We start from the raw sequence: 16,599 nt of genomic DNA on the forward strand, positions 1-16,599 counted from the left end.
GATAAAGCGAGACGCGAGAGTGACCGTTCGTATGGACTACCCCGAGGCCTCGAACTTCCTCTTTGGCCTCCGGCGATTCGGCCCCAAGAAGGGGACCGAATCCACCGCGGACCTGCTGGCGGAGCTGGACGACCCGCACGAATCCGTCGACTTCGTCCAGGTAGCGGGCTCGAACGGCAAGGGATCGACCGCGCGGATGACCGAGCGCGTGTTGCGTGAGGCTGGCCTCTCGGTCGGCCTGTTCACCTCGCCCCATCTCGAGGACCTCCGAGAGCGAATCCGCGTGGACGGACGGAAGATCCCGGAGGGGGCAGTCAGTCGCTTCGTCGAGCGGACGCGAGAGTACATCGTCGACCGCGGCGTCGAGGGCGCCTCGCCGACCTTCTTCGAGGCGACGACCGCGATGGCGCTCTGGCACTTCGCCCAGGAGGACGTCGACGTCGCGATCCTCGAGGTCGGTATCGGCGGCAAACTGGACGCGACCAGTGTCGTCGATCCGATCGCGAGTGCGGTGACGACCGTCAGCCTCGAACACACGGGGCTGCTGGGCGACACGGTCGAAGAGATCGCCCACGACAAGGCCCACGTCGCGCCGACAGATCGACCGCTCGTGACGGCTGCGGAAGGCGCGGCGCTCGCGACGCTCGAAGCCGACGTCGGCGACCTCGTGACGGTCGGGCTCGCGTCCGACCAGTCGGCCGAGGACGATCCCGCATCGAGCGACGACGAGCAGCCGAGCGACCAATCCACCGACTGGCCGGACGTGCTCGCACGGTACGGCGGCCGAGCCAACCACACCGAGGCCACGGTCGAACTCGAGGGAACCGTCGACGGCCAGGAGTGGTCGGTCGAGACGCGGCTGCCGGTCCTCGGCGCTCACCAGGCCGAGAACGCTGGCGTCGCGGCGGTGCTCGCCCGGCAGGTCTGTAACGAAGCGGGGATCGCCCTGGCGTCCGAGGACCTCGCTCGCGGGCTCCGGCAGGCCCACTGGCCGGGGCGCTTCGAGGTGCTCTCCCAGGACCCGCTGGTCGTCCTCGACGGCGCACACAACGCGGGCGCGTGCGAACGCCTCGCGGAGGTACTCGCGGAGTTCGACTACGACGAACTGCACCTCGCCGCCGGGATCATGCACGACAAACCGCAGGGCGAGATGGCCGCGGCCCTACCCCACTGCGACCGCGTCGTGACCTGTCGACCGGACCTCGATCGGGCCGAGGATCCCGCGGTCCTCGCTGGCGTCTTCGAGGACGCCGGCGCGGACCGCGTCGAGGTGGGCGGCTCGGTGCAGGGCGCGGTCGAGAACGTCATCGAGGGTGCGGATCTCGACGACTGCGTCCTCGTCACCGGCTCGCTGTTCACGGTCGCGGAGGCGCGCAGCCGGTGGACCCGTCTCCAGACGCCCAAGCAGGTCGACACCCTCGGCGAGGCGAAGACGACGCTCGAGCGAGCCGGGGTCACCGACGCCGGTATCTGGCGGATGCGCGGCAAGGCCGTCCACCGCGTCGTCGAGACGCGGCTCCAGCGCAGGCAGGCCGAGTTCGTCAAGCAGGAGTTGCTCGCGCTCGGGGGCGAGTGTGCGGTTTCGGCGATCGACCACGACGGCGAGTTGCTCCGGGTCGTCCTCCTCGGGACCCTCTCACAGTTCCGGCGCCTCGGCGAGGCCCTCGAGGACCAGCCCTACGGGCTGCCGCGGATCGGCGACGAACTCCGCCGACAGCTCGGGATCGAGGTGCCCGAACACGAGCCGACCTACCCCTGGCAGGAGGGCACGGCCGTCATGGGCATCTGCAACGTCACGCCAGACAGCTTCCACGACGGCGGCGAGTACAATCGCGTGGAGCAGGCGGCCGAACGGGCCAGGCAGCAGGTCGCCGATGGGGCGGACATCGTCGACGTCGGCGGCGAGTCGACACGGCCCGGCGCCGACCCGGTGCCGATCGAGGAGGAGATCGCACGCGTCGTCCCAGTGATCGAGGAGATCGCGGACCTCGACGCGATGATCTCCATCGACACCAGAAAGGCGGACGTGGCGAGGGCGGCGCTCGACGCTGGCGCCGATATCGTCAACGACGTCTCGGGGCTCGAAGATCCGGCGATGCGGTTCGTGGCAGCCGATCACGACGCGCCACTGGTCGTGATGCACAGCATCGACGCACCGGTCGATCCCGATCGCGACGTCGAATACGACGACGTGGTCCGTGACGTCGTCGAATCGCTGCACGAGCGGGTGCTGCTCGCCCAGCAGGCGGGTCTCGACCGTGAGCAGATCGTCGTCGATCCTGGACTGGGCTTCGGAAAGTCCGCCGACGAGAGCTTCGAGTTGCTGGATCGACTCCCCGAGCTTCGAGCGCTCCAGTGTCCGATCATGGTCGGCCACTCCCACAAGTCGCTGTTCGCCGCCGCGGGCTACGACCATGGCGAGCGGCTGGAGCCCACGATCGCAGCGACAGCCCTGGCGACCGACCGCGGTGCCGACATCGTCCGGGTCCACGACGTCGCCGAGAACGTCGCCGCGGTGCGCACGACGGAAGCCGCTCGGTCGGCCGGCGACGAGTGACCTGGAATTTGGTGGATTTCGGCCATTCTGGCGCCCGAGCACCCGTCTGACGGCCGTCGAGCCCGCCCCATTCAGGAATCCTTATAGGGGAGAGCGGAAAACGCCAATTCGTATGGCAGATCTGATTGTCAAAGCCGCCGTGAAGGAAGCGCTCGATGACAAGAACGTCGCCTCGGACTTCTACGACGAGCTCGACGCCGAAGTCGAGGAGCTCCTCGAGGAGGCCGCCGCACGCGCAGAGGCCAACGACCGGAAGACCGTCCAGCCCCGCGACCTGTAGATCGGGGACCTTCTTCGCTTCCTGCCCGACGGCCAGCGGCTGCGCCGTCGATGCACGACGCCGTCGGTGAGAGCACAGAGCAGGACCCGAACCGCCGCAACCGTGGCGCGTACTCACACGGTGCGGAACCCTTTTCCACCGCTGCTGCCTATCGATTTCCAACAATGGGCATGGGATCGGACATGTATCGACAGCAGATCCTCGATCACTACAAGAATCCCCGGAACTACGGGGAGATCGAGGAGCCCACCTACTCACACGTCGGCGAGAACCCGATGTGTGGCGACGAGATCACCGTCGACGTTCTGCTCGAAGACGATACGATCGAGCAGATCGCGTTCCGCGGCGACGGTTGTGCGATCAGCCAGGCCTCGGCGTCGATGCTCTCCGAGAGACTCACCGGGGCGAGCGTCGAGGAACTCGTCGAAATGGACCGCGACGACGTCATCGACATGCTCGGCGTCGACATCTCGCCGATGCGCGTGAAGTGCGCCGTGCTCGCGGAGAAGGTCGCCCAGGACGGCTACGAGATCTACGAGGGCGAGAAGGACGTGGATCGGACGACGACCGAGTAGAGAAGACTCGCTGGCGCGGTTTTTTGGTGCAGATTGTTGCCGCGTGAGCGAAGCGAGCGCGGGAAAACGGTGCGAGTGCGGGATCGCCCCGCGTTCGGCGTAGCTTTTTGTTCACAGGAATCGACGAATCGAATCGAACGTGGTCGGCTGACCAGGCGGTTTCGCAACCACCGACCGACGGAGCTCCGACAATGACACGAGACATGCGAACGCGACGGAACGTGCTGGGCAAATTCGGAACGACGGGCGCCGTTGCACTCGGCGCAGGCCTCGCCGGTTGCTCCGGCGACGACGGCGGCGGGGGCGGCGGCAACACAGTCGAGATGACGGACTCACTCACCTTCGAGCCCGGCAATCTGACGGTCTCGACTGGCACGACTGTCACCTGGGAGAACGGCGGCACCGTGGCCCACACGGTCACGGCCTACGAGGATCGCATTCCCTCGGGTGCGACGTACTTCGCTTCCGGCGGTTACGAGTCAGAAACGGCCGCGAGGGACGGATTCCGAGGTGGCGACGCACCGATCGAAGCCGACGGAAGCTTCGAACACACCGTCGACATCGCAGGCTCGTACGAGTACTTCTGCATTCCGCACGAGGGCTCGGGGATGACGGGCACCATCACGGTCGAGGAGTAGCGTCGATCCGGGCGACGACTCCACCTGTTCGGTGACTGGAGATCGATCGAGGGTGCCGCCTCAGGATTCCGAACGCCACTCGTTGACCAGGGTCGGCGCGATCACACCGACGCCGATCAGTGCTCCGTATAGGACGACTGCACTGTCAGTAATGGACCGTGCGAGTAGCCAGCTCGCGACTCCCAGTACGACGAATCCGATCGTGATCCAGTTGGCGATACCGAACGAGAAGAACCCCTCCTCGCTGGTCGGTTCGGACATAGGCTGCCTACGAGATAGACGCATAAATCGCAGGCGCAGTGTTGCAGACGCTGGGACTGCGCGACGCCGTTCGACGGAGCTGTCGCCGTGGAGCTGTGCGGTGCGGATGCAGCCGCGGAGCGGTGCGGCGGCTGGCGCGGCTTTTTCATGATCGTTTTTGGATCGGACGGTCGCGCTCTGCGCGACCGTCCGATCGAAAAAGGTTCAGTAGAACTCTCGAACGAGATCCATCGCGTCCTCGGGCGCACCGTCGGGAATCTCGGCCATGTTCGAGTCGAGGCCGTGGAGTTCGCTGAACGGCACCGACTCCTCGTCCTGGTAAATGACGCCCATGTGCTCGGTCTCGCCGTCCATGATGACTTCCTTCGCCTCCTGCTCGTCGGTCGGGTCGTGGTCGGTCTCGGCGAGGTCGACGAGCGAGTCGCGGAAGTAGTCGTAGGTGTCGACGTCGTTGAAGGTTACGCAGGGCGAGAACACGTTGACGAAGCCGAAGCCGTCGTGTTCGATGGCCTGCTGGACGATCTCCGTGTGACGCTGGGCGTCCGAGGAGAACGACTGCGCGATGAACGTCGCGCCCGCGGCGTGGGCGAGCGCGAGGGGGTTCACCGGGGGCTGCTTCGGGCCCTCGGGCGAGGTCGACGTCTCGAAGTCCTCGCGGGAGGTCGGGGACGCCTGGCCCTTCGTCAGACCGTAGATGCGGTTGTCCATGACGACGTAGGTCATGTCGACGTTCCGGCGGACGGCGTGGACGAAGTGGCCCGCACCGATGGAGTAGCCGTCGCCGTCGCCGCCCGCGACCATGACCTCGAGGTCGGGGTTGGCAATCTTGACGCCGCTCCCCACGGGCAGTGCCCGGCCGTGGACCCCGTGGAGCGCGTAGCTGTGCATGTACGTGCCGATCTTGCCCGAACAGCCGATGCCGGCGACGACGAACGTGTTGTCGGGGTCGTTGCCCGTGTTCGCCAGCGCCTTCATCATGCCGTTCATCGTCCCGAAGTCCCCACAGCCGGGACACCAGGTGGGCTGCTTGTCGGATTTGAAGTCGGTAAAGCGGACGTCTGAGCTCATGCTGTCACCTCGTCTGCGTCTGCCGCCACGTCGCGGATCGCGTCGGCCAGTTCGTCCGCGTCGAAGCGCACGCCGTCGAACTTCGTGACCCGCTCGACGCGAGTCAGCACGTCGTGCTCGACGACGTCCGCGAACTGCCCGTTGGCGTTACACTCGACCACGACGGTCTCCTCGGCGGCCTCGATGGCGTCGGAGAGGTCGGGTCGCGGGAACATGTAGGGGACCGAGAGGAACCGGACCGACAGGTTCTCTTCGGTCTCCAGGTGGTCCATCGCCTCGACGATGGCGCCCTCGTTGGAGCCCCAGGAGAGCACCAGGGTGTCGGCGTCGGGGTCGCCGAACTCGCGTGGCGACCAGTCCTCCTCGTTCTGGGCGGTCTCGACCTTCCGCTGGCGCTTCTCGACCTGATCGATGCGCTCTTCGGTGTCCTCGGTCCGGCGCCCGAGTTCGTCGTGCTCGAGGCCGGTGGACATGTGGGCGCCGGCGGTCGTGCCGGGGAAGGCCCGCGGGCTGACGCCGTCGGCGGCGTCGTAGTGGGGCTGGAAGCGGCCCTGTTCGTCGAGGTACTCGTCGATGGAGTCCTCGTCGACGACGTTGCCCCGATCGATCTCGACGGCGTCCATGTCGAACTCCTCGGGCGCGAACGTCTGTTCGGTGACCGCGAGTGCGAGGTCCGACACCAGGTAGACAGGCGTCTGGTACTTCTCCGCCAGGTTGAACGCCTCGACGGTCTTGTGGAAACACTCCGCGATCGTCGTCGGGGCGACGACGAACCGCGGGATCTCGCCGTGGCCACCGTAGAGGAGCATGTTGAGGTCGCCCTGCTCCTGCTTGGTCGGCATCCCGGTCGAGGGGCCGGCGCGCATGACGTCGCAGATGACCAGCGGCGTCTCGCTCGTGGCGACGAGGCCGAAGGTTTCGGTCATCAGGTCGATGCCGGGCCCGGAGGTCGCCGTCATCGACCGAGCGCCGGCGCGTGCCGCACCGAGGGCCATGTTGATCGCGGAGAGTTCGTCCTCCGCCTGCACGACGTGGCCGCCGAAGCGGTCGATCCGCCCGGTCAGGTACTCCATCACGTCCGTCGCGGGCGTGATCGGGTAGCCAGCGTAGAACCGGCAACCGGCGGCGATGGCGCCCATGCCGATCGCCTCGTCGCCGTTGAGGAGGACGTAGTCGTTGTCCGTCGTCTCCAGCGAGTAGTCGAACCCGTCGTAGTTCTCCTCGACGTACTCCGCGCCCAGTCGCGCGGCTTGCTTGTTGTTCTCGACGATCTTCTCGCCCTTGCCGCCGAAGCGCTTCTCCAGGGCCTCGTCGAGTTTCTCGACGGGGAAGTCCACGATCGCGCAGACGGCGCCGAGCGCGACGACGTTGCGCATGATCGCGCCGCCCGCTTCCTCTGCGAGGGACTTGAGGGGTACGTCGACGGCGTCGATCTCGCCGGGAATCTCGGCCTCCCAGGAGCGCTCGCCGTCGTAGACCACGACGCTGCGGTCGTGGAGTTCGTCCAGATTCTCGTCGATCGTCCGCTGTGTCAGGGCGACGAGCACGTCCAGCCGGTCCACCACGCTCTGGACTCGTTCCGTCGAGGAACGGATCTTGTAGGCGGTGTAGCCGCCACGGATCCGCGACGCGAAGTCCTTGGAGGTGAACACGTGCCGGCCGGCCCGCGACTGCGCCTGGGCAAAGATCTTCCCGGTGGAGTCGATGCCGTCGCCGGCCTCGCCACCGATCGCCCAGTTCAGGTCCTCGGCCATTTGTGCGCAAATCTTGCTAACGCCGCGAGAAAAGGCTTCTGAACGGGGCCTGCACGGCCGGATCTGCCTCGAAATATCACTCCGATCCGAGTCCCCGTTCGGGCGTCCAGCGAGCACCGAAACTGTTGGCAGAGAACCACCGATCGCGGCGTGATTGCGTCCGTACGTCCAGTCGACGCGCAGGTAAACGGACACTAACTATTCGGGCGTGAGGAAGACATCGAGTCGTGCGGACGACGGAGAACCGTCGCGGTCGGATCGCGCACCACGGAAGCCAACCCTCAAAACGCCCTCACACCAACCAGTAGCCATGAATGCGACGCAGGTGACGGTTCGCGACGTGGCCGAGGTCGGTCCGGACACGATCGCGATGACGCTCGCGACGCCCGACGGCTTCGACGCCGATCCGGGCGAGTTCGTGCTCGTCCGCGCGACGGTGGATGGCGAGGAGCTGGCCCGACACTACACGCTCTCCTCGCCGACGGTCGACGACACCTTCGAGATCACCGTCGGCATCGATCCGGACGGCGACCTGACGCCCTGGCTCGCCGAGCGAGAGCCCGGCGATACCCTCTCGGTCGAGGGGCCGTTCGGCACCGTGACGTACGAAGGCGACGGGGACGTGGTCGTGCTCGCGGGCGGCCCGGGCGTCGGCCCCGCGGTCGGCATCGGCGAGCGGGCACGTTCGGCAGATCACGACGCTGCGATCGTCTACCTCGACGGCACGCCAGCCCACGAGACCAGACTCTCGACGCTCTCGAACGCCGGTGCCTCGGTGACCGTCGCGAACGACGAGGATTCCTTCACGGCCGCCGTCGCCGACGTCGCCGACGTCGGCCAGGTCTACGTCTTCGGCTTCAAGGAGTTCTGCGAGCTATCGCTCGATGCCCTGGAAGCGGCAGGCGTCGATCCCGACGACGCGCTCGTCGAGAGTTTCGGCTAAGTCGGGGCAGTCGAGCCCCTACAAGGCACTGCCACGCGGTTACCCGCCGAGGCTCTGCACGTCGACGATCGGGACCACGTTTCCGTCGCCGAGCACGGTCGTCCCGCTGAGCCCGGGCGTGTTCGCGAGCGGACCGCTGAGTGGCTTGACGACCACTTCCTCGTGGTTGTGGACCGCGTCGCAGACGAGTGCGATCCGCTTGCGGCTCGGCCGGATCCTGACGAGCCGTCGATCCTCGCCCTCGCGAGTCGGGGTCTCGTCGAACACGTCGTCGAGGGCGACCACGGGGTAGACGTCGTCCTGGTACTCGATCGATCGACGACCGTTGACCTCCTGGACGCCCTCGAACCGCGAGATGCGGTCGATCTCCTTGATCGGGATTCCGTAGGTCGCCTCCCCGACGTCGACGAACAGGACTTCGACGATCGCCACCGTGACGGGGAGGCGGAGCGTGACGGTCGTTCCCTCTCCTTGCTCGCTCTCGAGTTCGACGGACCCATCGAGGGCTCGCACCCGCTGCCGGACGACGTCCATGCCGACGCCACGCCCGCTGACCTCGCTCACGTCCTCCGCGGTGCTGAACCCTGGATGGAAGATCAGGTCCTGGACCTCGTCGTCGTCCATCGCATCGATGGTATCGCGATCCGCGATCCCCTCGGACACCGCTCGGTCGCGGAGCGTGGCCGGATCGAGCCCACCGCCGTCGTCCTCGACGACGACCACGACCTGATCGCGTTCCCGGCGAGCACGGATCGAGACCGTGCCCTCGCGTGGTTTGTCGGCGTCAGCCCGTTCGTCGGGCGGCTCGATCCCGTGATCGACCGCGTTACGCACGAGGTGGAGGAGTGGGTCGCTGATCTCGTCGAGGACGACCCGATCGACCTCGACGTCTTCTCCGGTGATCTCGAGGTCGATCTCTTTCCCGGAGTCCCGGGCGAGGTCCCTGACAGTGCGCGGGAATCGGTCGACGACCCGCGAGAGCGGCACCAGGCGCATGTCCATCACCAGGTCCTGGAGCTGGTCCGTGTTCTTGTCGAGGGCGTCGAGCTGGTCTGCGGCCTCGTCGACGCCCGCCGCCTCGACGATCCTGCGGAGACGAATCCGCGTGGTGAACAGCTGCTCGACGATGCCGTAGAGGTCGTCGAGCCGGTCGACGTCGACTCTGACCGAGCCCACGTCGACGTCGCTCGTCTCCTCGCCAGCCGATGTCGTCGTGTCGTCATCTGACGGAGAATCGTCGATGGAGGTACCGTCGGAGGAAGATCCGCCAGTGGAGGAGTCGCTTGGGGCGGATTCCGCGCTGCGGGATTCGTCGGTAGTGGGTTCGTCGTTGACCTTCTCCGTCGCCGAGGTCGTAGTTTTGGCCCCCGACGAACGTTCACTGCCGTCGGTCTCGGACGCGCTGAGATCCGCTTCGTCCGTGGCCGCGCCAGACGATTCCGCGCGATCGCTCTCGTGATCGGCTTCAGTCGCGGGTTCCGCCGCGGTGCCGTCGGAATCGGCCGGATCCGATTCGGCGACTGCTGAGGAACGTGCAGCGCTGCTTTCCACCCCCGCCGCTTGCAGGGGAGCATCGACGTCGGCTCCGCCGGTATCGGCCCCGGCCGTGGTGGAGGCTCCGCCGGATCCGGTCCCGGAACCCGACCTGGGATCCAGCGACCGGAGCAGTGAGCGCACGGTCCCGACGAGACCGCGGTCCGACTCGCGGGTGGCAGCCGAACCGCTCTCGTCGCTCGTCCCCGCTCGAGCGGGCTCGGCCTCCGTTCGATCCGCGTCGCCGGTCGACTCCGCCGTCGCTTCGCCAGTAGACTCCGATACAGCTTGGTCGGACGAACTGCCGACAGATCCATCGGCCGGAGCCGTCCCAGCTCCGTCGGCCGAACCCGCCGTCGCTCCGTCGGCCGAGACCGTCTGGGCTCCGGCGGCCGAGACCGTCTGGGCTCCGGCGGCCGAGTTCGGTGCGCCGTTGCCATTCGAGTCCGGCACGTCTTCGTCGGCAGAGGCAGGTACGCCTTCTCCGCCAGAGTCAGGTTTGCCCTCACCGGCCGAATTCGACGTCGTATCGTCGGCCGAGTCCCCGGGAGCTTCCGAGCTATCGACGAGCGCCACGTTCGTGACGGAACCCTCGGCGGCCACGGCCTCGCGAAGGGCCTCGAAATCGGCTCCTCGTACGGTCGCGAGGAATCCGCCGTCGTACTCTCCATCCTCCAGCGCCTGTCGGGGCGGATCCGTCTCCTCGATCGTGCCGTGGGCCTCCATGGCCTGAAGGACGAGGAGCGCGTCGGCACCGGGCAAGGTCGGGTCGTCGATCGTGACTTCGATCACGTCGGCGGCGGGCGACTCCGCCGGTTCGGCGCTGTCGGGCGACGTTCCGCCGTTTGCCGCCGCCGGAGGGGTGTCAAGGTGAGCCTCCAGACCGGTCCTGACCCGTTCGATCGCGGGTTGGAGATCGGTCTGTACCTCGCCGTCGGCTGCGATCTCCCCGATCGCGTCCTCCAGGGCGTCGAGTCCGTCGAACGCGAGGTCGATGGTCTCGGGCGTCACCGGAACCTCGTCGTCGCGCATCTCGTCCAGGAGGTCCTCGACGGCGTGGGAGAGGTCACCGACCGACTCGTACCCCATCGCCAGGGAGTTACCCTTGATCGTGTGTGCGCTGCGGAAGCTCTGGTTGAGCGCCTCCGTGTCCGACGCGTTCTCCTCGAGCGTCAGCAAGGCGTTGTTCAGCTCGGTGAGTTTCTCTCTGCTCTCGTCAGCGAACAGCTGAAGTCGTGTACTCTCGGTCATCGTTCTTGAGTGTGGTCACTGATGGGGTCCGTTCTCGACCGCGACCGGCAGCGTGCGATCGCGCTCCGGGGATCCGCGTGCGCCGGAGAGACCGTGGGCGGGGATCCGAGAACGCGATCGTCCCGGAGCGACGGGGCCGTGAATGCCGTGGCGATCAGTCTCCGCCGGAACGGTCCAGACCGTCCAGCACGGACTCGACGATCTCGTCCACGGTCGCCACCGCGTCCACCGCGCCGGTCGCGATCGCGCCGCCCGGCATGCTGTCCACGGTCGCCTCCTCCGGATCCTGTGCGACGGTGAGACCGCCGGCCTTCCCGACCGCACGAATTCCTTCCACCCCGTCTGCACCCATGCCGGTCAACAGCACGGCGCTCAGACGGTGGGGAGCGACGACCCGGGCAGCAGATGAAAAGGCTGGATCGATCGCTGGTCTGACGCCGTGCATCGGTGGTTCCGCGGCGACCTCGAGCGTGATCGTATCGTCGGCGTCGTCCACGATTCGGACGTGAGATCCGGACGCTGCGACGATTGCCATTCCCGGATCCAGCGCCGTCGCCTCCTCGCTCGTACGCACCGCGTACTGGCTGCAGGCGTCGAGTCGCTTCGCGAAGCGCTCCTCGAAGCCGTCCCGCATGTGCTGTACGACGACGACCCGGAAGCCGGCCTCCGGCGGGAGTTCGGCCAGCAGCCGCTGGACCAGCGACGGCCCGCCTGTCGAAGCGCCGACGACGAGCGTCGGTGCAGGAGGAAGCCGCCGATTGCCAACTGGAACCGGCTCGAACCGATCGGTCCCGGGACCCGCCGTGACGTCCGCCCACCGTGGTTCGGACGCTTCGACGGCGACGCGCGTGGCGGCCTCGACGACCGCGCTCGTGCCGTCGGTCACCCCGAGAACCCCGTCGCCCTCGGTCCGAACGACCGCCGTCGCACCCCGCGGTGCCGGCGAGCCACGCGCTATGGACACGATCGGGACGTCCGTCGTCCCTGCGAGCCGGTCCACCGGGTGGTCCGCGCCCGGAAGCCCCGCAGCCACGACGGCAACGGTTGGGTCGTGCATCCGGACTGCCTCGATCGTGGCCGAGAGGGTCCGTGGCGTCGCCGCTACGGAGAACCCTTCGTCCTCGAGCACGGTCGCCAGTGCCATCCGGGTCGTCTGTGATCCGTCCGCCACGATCGTAGTTCTGCCTGACATGATGATCTTCGTCGTAGGTACGCATCCACCGCGCCACCATCGTCGAAATCGCAGTACAGCGAGGCGTCGTTGTCGAACGTCCAGGGCTGGAGACCGCCGTCCTCGGAGACGCCGGACCGCCGACCGCAGTAGCGGTCAGGGCGGGTCGCAGGCGCCCGGACTGCACTTCGATCCGTCCCTGGCTGGCAGCGGGCCGAATACTGCCAATTGGCCACATGGTATTTGGGAGCCGGTATCCTCGTTCACATCGTACACGGAGGGCTCCAGTCACGATGACAGACTTACACTCGATGACCGGAACGGTCCAGGAGGACGCGACACAGGTCGTCCAGTTCCGCCTGGGAACGGAGCGGTACTGCGTCGAAATCGATCGGGTTTCCGAACTCGTCCACATGGACGAACTCACCTCGATCCCCAACGCAGACGCACACGTGGAGGGCGTCATGGACCTCCGCGGACAGACGACCACCATCGTCGATCCGCGGGTCGTCCTCGACGTCGACGAGGACGGGCCTCGAAAGCGCGTCATCGTCTTCGCGGGGGAGGACGGCGACCAGGGGGACGTGGGGTGGGTCGTCGACGAGGTCGAGGAGGTCCGGACAATTCCGGACGACGACGTCGACACGTCGGTCACCCGCGATCGCGAGGCCGTGCGTGGCATCGTGAAAGACGAGGAGTTCAAGGTGCTCCTCGATCCCGCCGAGATCAACGGCTGAGACCGGCTGCCGATCCGGAGGGAGTTTCGAACGTCTCGCCGTCGGTCTCGCCCTCCAGTCTGCAGCAACTCGACGTCGAATTCCGTTCGGTACCGTGCAGGTGCTGTTCCGAGCACGTCGGACGTCGAACGGACATCGGTGCCACGATGGTGGCAATTCCCTATCATTGGAGACACTGCGGGGTGGGTCGGCTCCGCGGGAGATCGTGGAGTCACTCGGACCCGGTCAGTTCCGACGCAGTTGTCCGGACCTCCGAGATGGTCGCGGTCTGCTCCTCTGTAGCTGCGGCGACGTCTTCGATCTCGTCCGCGACGTCGTGTGCACCGTCGGCGAGCTCGTCGACCATAGTGGCCACCTCCTCTGTACTCGCGGCCTGTTCGTCCGTCGCCACTGCGACCTCCGTGATCCCGTCCGCAGCCTCGCCCACCGACTGGACGATGCTATCGAGCTGTTCGTCGACGTCTTGGACGGCATCGATGCCACCCACGAGCGCCTCGTTCGTCTCGTCGAGGCTCTCGAGGGCACGCTCGCGGTGGGTCTGGATCGTCTCGACGAGCTGCTCGATTTCGTCGGCCTGTTCCTGGGCGTCCTCGGCGAGCTGTTTGACCTCCTCGGCCACGACGGCGAATCCGGCGGCTTCGCCCCCGGCGCGAGCGGCCTCGATCGACGCGTTCAGCGCGAGCAGGTGTGTCTCTTCGCTGATCTGGTGGATGACGTCGACCACGTCGTCGATCTCGGCAAGTCGTTCGCTGAGTGACTCGAAGTCCTCCGTGACGTCGTCCGCTGCGTCGTCGACGACCTCCATCTGCTCTATGGCGTCGTCCGCCGAGCGCTGGCCCGCCTCGGCGTACTCCTTCGCCTCGCTGGCCTCGGCCTCGACCTGATCAGCCGTCGCCGCGATCTCCTCGACGGTGGCGCCGAGCGCCGATACCTCCTCGGAGACCTCGGTACACCGGGAGACCTGGTCCTCGGCCGCGTCTGTGATCTCGTCGGCGGACTCGGCGACGTCGGTCGACGCCTGCTCCAGTTCCCGTGCGGAGTCCTCGACCTCCTGGCCCACGCGACGCTGGCGGTCGAGTTCCTCCTCGACCTGCTGGCTGTAGGAGTGAATGTAAGTGTCCATTGCGACCTGCTGGTCGAGGAGCAGGAGTTTCAGCACCGAGAGCGACCGCTCGGTGACTTCGTCGACTGCGGCCTGAACCGCGTCCTCGTCGGCAGACCCGTCGTCGTCGACTCCATCGAGTGAGCCGTCACGAACGGACTCGATAACGTCGGAGCCGATCGCATCGAGCACGCCCTCGTAGTAGATGGAGTACGCGCCGAGGTAGAACTTCGGCCCGAGGTCCAGCATGTCGTGAATCTTGCCGATACGGGCACGGCGATCGAAGTACGACTGGTCGTACCCGCCGGAGCCGAGATCCACCAGATACTGTTCCTGGCTGCGTTTGAGCGCCTCGACCGGCTTGCTCGAACTCTCGAGGATCGCGATGGCGTCGTTGTTCGCCTGGAGGTGTTCGTAAAACTCGTCTACGAGGTCCTCGGCGATCCGATCGAAGGTGTCGCTCATGCCCTCGAGGGCGTCGACGTCGGACGAATCGAAGCGCGTGAACTCCTTTCGCCACCGGATCTCCTGCTCGTCGATGCCGATGTCGTCGCTCAGTCGAGTGCCGTCGACCGCCTTGCGGTCGTCGTCCGTGATCTTGAAGCCGGAATCCGTCGACATGCTATCAACCCACAACGGCAATCACGTAATAAGGACACTGGCGGCGTTATCAACGAGATAAATAGAAACCGGGCTTAGAATTTAATAACCGATCACGTTCGGGGCCAGTATCCTCGATTGCCGGGATACTTGCTCCGACTTCAGTTCACTCGCTAACGAACTCAACCAGTACACCTGCCGTGTCGCGGGGATGGAGAAACGCCACGTCGTGGCCCGCGGCACCCGGCCGCGGCTCCTCGTCGATCGGTTCGATGCCGAGCGAGCGGGCGTGTTCGATCGCACCCGGAAGGTCGTCGGTCGCGAACGCGAGGTGGTGGATCCCCGGCCCCTCCCGGTCGACGAACCGAGCGACGGTCCCGTCGGCCGTCGGTTCGAGAATCTCGAGGAGGCCGTCGCCGACCTCGAGGAAGACGACGTCGAGGTCGTCGAGCGACTCCTCGTGGACGACCTCCGTGTCGAAGAGGTCGGCAAAGAGCGCCGCCGTGGCGGCGCCGTCCTCGGCCGCGATTCCGGCGTGGTGAAACTCCATGGTGGTGGGATCGGGCGGACGTGCCGAGTGATTTGCGGTGGAGGAGCGTTCGCTCGGACATCGCCCAACTACCAGCCCTGGTACCGCGACGCAGGGACCCGGAGCGCTTTTCCTCGCGGCCGTCGCATCGCCGCCCGTGCCCCTCGACGTCGACGCGATCTGTTTCGACCTCGACGACACGCTCTGCGTCTACGAACGCACCGTCGAGGACCTGTTGGCACTGTCCTTCGAGCGAGCGGCGGTCGAACCGTTCTTCGACGGCCCGACGTACCGGACCTACTTCGACCGATTCCTCGAGGACTTCGACGACGCCGACGCCCTGCGGACCCACTGCTTCGAAGCGATCGCCGCGGACCAGGGCCGAGATCCAGCACTGGGCCGCGAGGTCGCCCGGGAGTACGCTGCGGCGAGAGACCAGTCGAACGTCCAACCTCGGTCCGGGGTCCCCGAGGTGGTTCGGCGACTCGGCGAGCGCTATCCGATCGCACTCGTCACCAATGGCGACGCCTCGATGCAGGGTGCCAAACTCGAGGGCGTCGGCCTCTCCGACGCGTTCGACGTGACCGTCTTCGCTGGCGAGGACGCGGCGCCGAAACCGTCCGCCGAACCGTTCGAGCACGCGCTGGTGGAACTGGGGGTCCGGGCCGATCGAACGGTCCACGTCGGCAACTCGCTCGAAAGCGACGTGGCGGGCGCGACGGCGGCCGGACTGCAGAGCGTCTGGACGCCGGCCGAGCACGATCTCCCGGCCGACGTCCAGGCGGCGGAGCGCCTCGACCCCGATCACCCCGAGATCGAGCCTCGACCGGACGTGGTGCTCTCCGGCGTCGATGCACTCGCAGACGAACTCGGCATCGAGCACTGAGCGGACGAACTCGGCATCGAGCGGACGAACTCGCCGTCGAGCGCTGAGCGGACCCGGTGACGCGGTAGCAGGCTACGCCTCATCGGGTTCGAAGACGTCCTCGATGGAACACCCGAAGTAATCGGCGAGGGAAAACGCGAGTTCCAGCGACGGATCGTATCGCTCGCGCTCGATGGCGTTGATCGTCTGCCGCGTGACGTCGACCGCCACCGCTAGCTCCTCCTGGCTCAGGTCCTCGGCCTCCCGCCGTGCACGGAGGTCGTTCTTCATCGCTGGATCACCCCCGTCATGAGCGAATCCTGAGCGCCGTGTAGACCGCACCCCAGACGAGGAACAGGGCCGAAAACGCGAACAGGAGCGTCTCGAGCGCCTCACTGAACGCGAAACGACCGGCGGCTTCGAGGACGAAGAGTGCCGGGAAGGTGGCGAGCCCCGCATAGGCCAGTCCCAGCAGCGTGTAGTGGCTGGCGCGACGCTCGATGGCCGCGAACCGTTCGTCAGAGATGGTGACCGATCCGAGGACGCAGGCGTACACACAGAGGGCCCCGCCCACGGTCACGCCGAGGAAGTAGCCGATCGCGCCGACGAGGTCGAACCCGATTCCGACGCCGGCGAGCAGTGCCACGATACCGACGGTGAAACTGCCGTAGATCGCCACTCTCCAGCGCTGGCGCCGGCGTCCGACCGGGGTCTCGGGCCGGTCAATCACGGCGG

General features: G+C 66.8%; 16 protein-coding genes. 7 read left to right on the top strand and 9 right to left on the bottom strand.

Annotated features, from left to right (window positions below; translation table 11 throughout):
* The first annotated feature begins 31 nt into the window (after positions 1 to 31).
* From folP to L593_RS02620, 4 genes are all read left to right on the top strand, one after another.
* Positions 32 to 2,557, top strand: coding sequence for a dihydropteroate synthase (gene folP / locus L593_RS02605; RefSeq protein ID WP_020445365.1), 2,526 nt, complete (start codon positions 32 to 34; stop codon positions 2,555 to 2,557).
* A gap of 112 nt (positions 2,558 to 2,669) precedes the next feature.
* The gene (locus tag L593_RS02610; protein ID WP_020445366.1) at positions 2,670 to 2,837 is read left to right on the top strand and encodes a DUF1931 family protein; all 168 of its coding nucleotides are present in this window, start codon (positions 2,670 to 2,672) and stop codon (positions 2,835 to 2,837) included.
* A 164-nt stretch (positions 2,838 to 3,001) separates the two neighbouring features.
* Entirely contained in the window at positions 3,002 to 3,412 is a 411-nt protein-coding gene (gene sufU, locus L593_RS02615; RefSeq protein WP_020445367.1) for a Fe-S cluster assembly sulfur transfer protein SufU, read from the top strand.
* Between the two features lie 203 nt (positions 3,413 to 3,615).
* Positions 3,616 to 4,050, top strand: a complete 435-nt coding sequence (locus tag L593_RS02620; RefSeq protein WP_020445368.1) for a plastocyanin/azurin family copper-binding protein — start codon at positions 3,616 to 3,618, stop codon at positions 4,048 to 4,050.
* Between the two features lie 60 nt (positions 4,051 to 4,110).
* Here the strand turns inward: L593_RS02620 and L593_RS02625 are convergent, their stop codons facing one another.
* The 3 genes from L593_RS02625 to L593_RS02635 all read right to left on the bottom strand — a co-directional run bounded on the left by L593_RS02625 (position 4,111) and on the right by L593_RS02635 (position 7,133).
* On the bottom strand, positions 4,111 to 4,311 hold the full coding sequence (locus L593_RS02625; RefSeq protein ID WP_020445369.1) for a hypothetical protein: 201 nt from the start codon (positions 4,309 to 4,311) through the stop codon (positions 4,111 to 4,113).
* Positions 4,312 to 4,515: 204 nt separating this feature from the next.
* The gene (locus L593_RS02630; protein ID WP_020445370.1) at positions 4,516 to 5,379 is read right to left on the bottom strand and encodes a 2-oxoacid:ferredoxin oxidoreductase subunit beta; all 864 of its coding nucleotides are present in this window, start codon (positions 5,377 to 5,379) and stop codon (positions 4,516 to 4,518) included.
* Positions 5,376 to 7,133 carry a 2-oxoacid:acceptor oxidoreductase subunit alpha gene (locus L593_RS02635; protein ID WP_020445371.1) on the bottom strand — a complete coding sequence of 586 codons (1,758 nt, stop codon included), beginning with the start codon at positions 7,131 to 7,133 and terminating at the stop codon, positions 5,376 to 5,378. Before L593_RS02635 ends, L593_RS02630 begins: the two co-directional genes overlap by 4 nt.
* Before the next feature lie 310 nt (positions 7,134 to 7,443).
* On the opposite strand from L593_RS02635, the gene L593_RS02640 reads away from it, so the two are divergent.
* A complete protein-coding gene (locus tag L593_RS02640; RefSeq protein WP_020445372.1) occupies positions 7,444 to 8,076 on the top strand; it encodes an FAD-dependent oxidoreductase in 633 nt (210 codons plus the stop codon).
* Positions 8,077 to 8,115: 39 nt separating this feature from the next.
* Here L593_RS02640 and L593_RS02645 read toward each other — a convergent pair whose 3' ends face one another.
* Positions 8,116 to 10,860 carry a chemotaxis protein CheA gene (locus L593_RS02645; RefSeq protein WP_020445373.1) on the bottom strand — a complete coding sequence of 915 codons (2,745 nt, stop codon included), beginning with the start codon at positions 10,858 to 10,860 and terminating at the stop codon, positions 8,116 to 8,118.
* A gap of 154 nt (positions 10,861 to 11,014) precedes the next feature.
* Positions 11,015 to 12,052, bottom strand: coding sequence for a chemotaxis protein CheB (locus L593_RS02650; protein WP_081638630.1), 1,038 nt, complete (start codon positions 12,050 to 12,052; stop codon positions 11,015 to 11,017).
* Positions 12,053 to 12,324: 272 nt separating this feature from the next.
* On the opposite strand from L593_RS02650, the gene L593_RS02655 reads away from it, so the two are divergent.
* Positions 12,325 to 12,768 (top strand): chemotaxis protein CheW, encoded by a 444-nt coding sequence (locus L593_RS02655; RefSeq protein WP_201764636.1) that lies wholly within the window; start codon positions 12,325 to 12,327, stop codon positions 12,766 to 12,768.
* Between the two features lie 211 nt (positions 12,769 to 12,979).
* Here L593_RS02655 and L593_RS02660 read toward each other — a convergent pair whose 3' ends face one another.
* Together L593_RS02660 and mce are read right to left on the bottom strand one after the other, a co-directional pair.
* Positions 12,980 to 14,491, bottom strand: coding sequence for a globin-coupled sensor protein (locus L593_RS02660; RefSeq protein ID WP_020445376.1), 1,512 nt, complete (start codon positions 14,489 to 14,491; stop codon positions 12,980 to 12,982).
* A 145-nt stretch (positions 14,492 to 14,636) separates the two neighbouring features.
* The gene (gene mce, locus L593_RS02665; RefSeq protein WP_020445377.1) at positions 14,637 to 15,020 is read right to left on the bottom strand and encodes a methylmalonyl-CoA epimerase; all 384 of its coding nucleotides are present in this window, start codon (positions 15,018 to 15,020) and stop codon (positions 14,637 to 14,639) included.
* 136 nt (positions 15,021 to 15,156) lie between these two features.
* Between mce and L593_RS02670 the strand changes: the two genes are divergently transcribed.
* Positions 15,157 to 15,885 carry an HAD family hydrolase gene (locus L593_RS02670; RefSeq protein WP_020445378.1) on the top strand — a complete coding sequence of 243 codons (729 nt, stop codon included), beginning with the start codon at positions 15,157 to 15,159 and terminating at the stop codon, positions 15,883 to 15,885.
* A gap of 72 nt (positions 15,886 to 15,957) precedes the next feature.
* Here the strand turns inward: L593_RS02670 and L593_RS02675 are convergent, their stop codons facing one another.
* Positions 15,958 to 16,155: a helix-turn-helix transcriptional regulator gene (locus tag L593_RS02675; protein ID WP_020445379.1), complete on the bottom strand. Its 198-nt coding sequence runs from the start codon at positions 16,153 to 16,155 to the stop codon at positions 15,958 to 15,960.
* A 16-nt stretch (positions 16,156 to 16,171) separates the two neighbouring features.
* The gene (locus L593_RS02680) at positions 16,172 to 16,594 is read right to left on the bottom strand and encodes a hypothetical protein (protein WP_144060687.1); all 423 of its coding nucleotides are present in this window, start codon (positions 16,592 to 16,594) and stop codon (positions 16,172 to 16,174) included.
* Between the last annotated feature and the right edge of the window lie 5 nt (positions 16,595 to 16,599).

This window comes from Salinarchaeum sp. Harcht-Bsk1, from assembly GCF_000403645.1.
In the GTDB taxonomy this organism is placed as follows: Archaea; Halobacteriota; Halobacteria; order Halobacteriales; family Salinarchaeaceae; genus Salinarchaeum.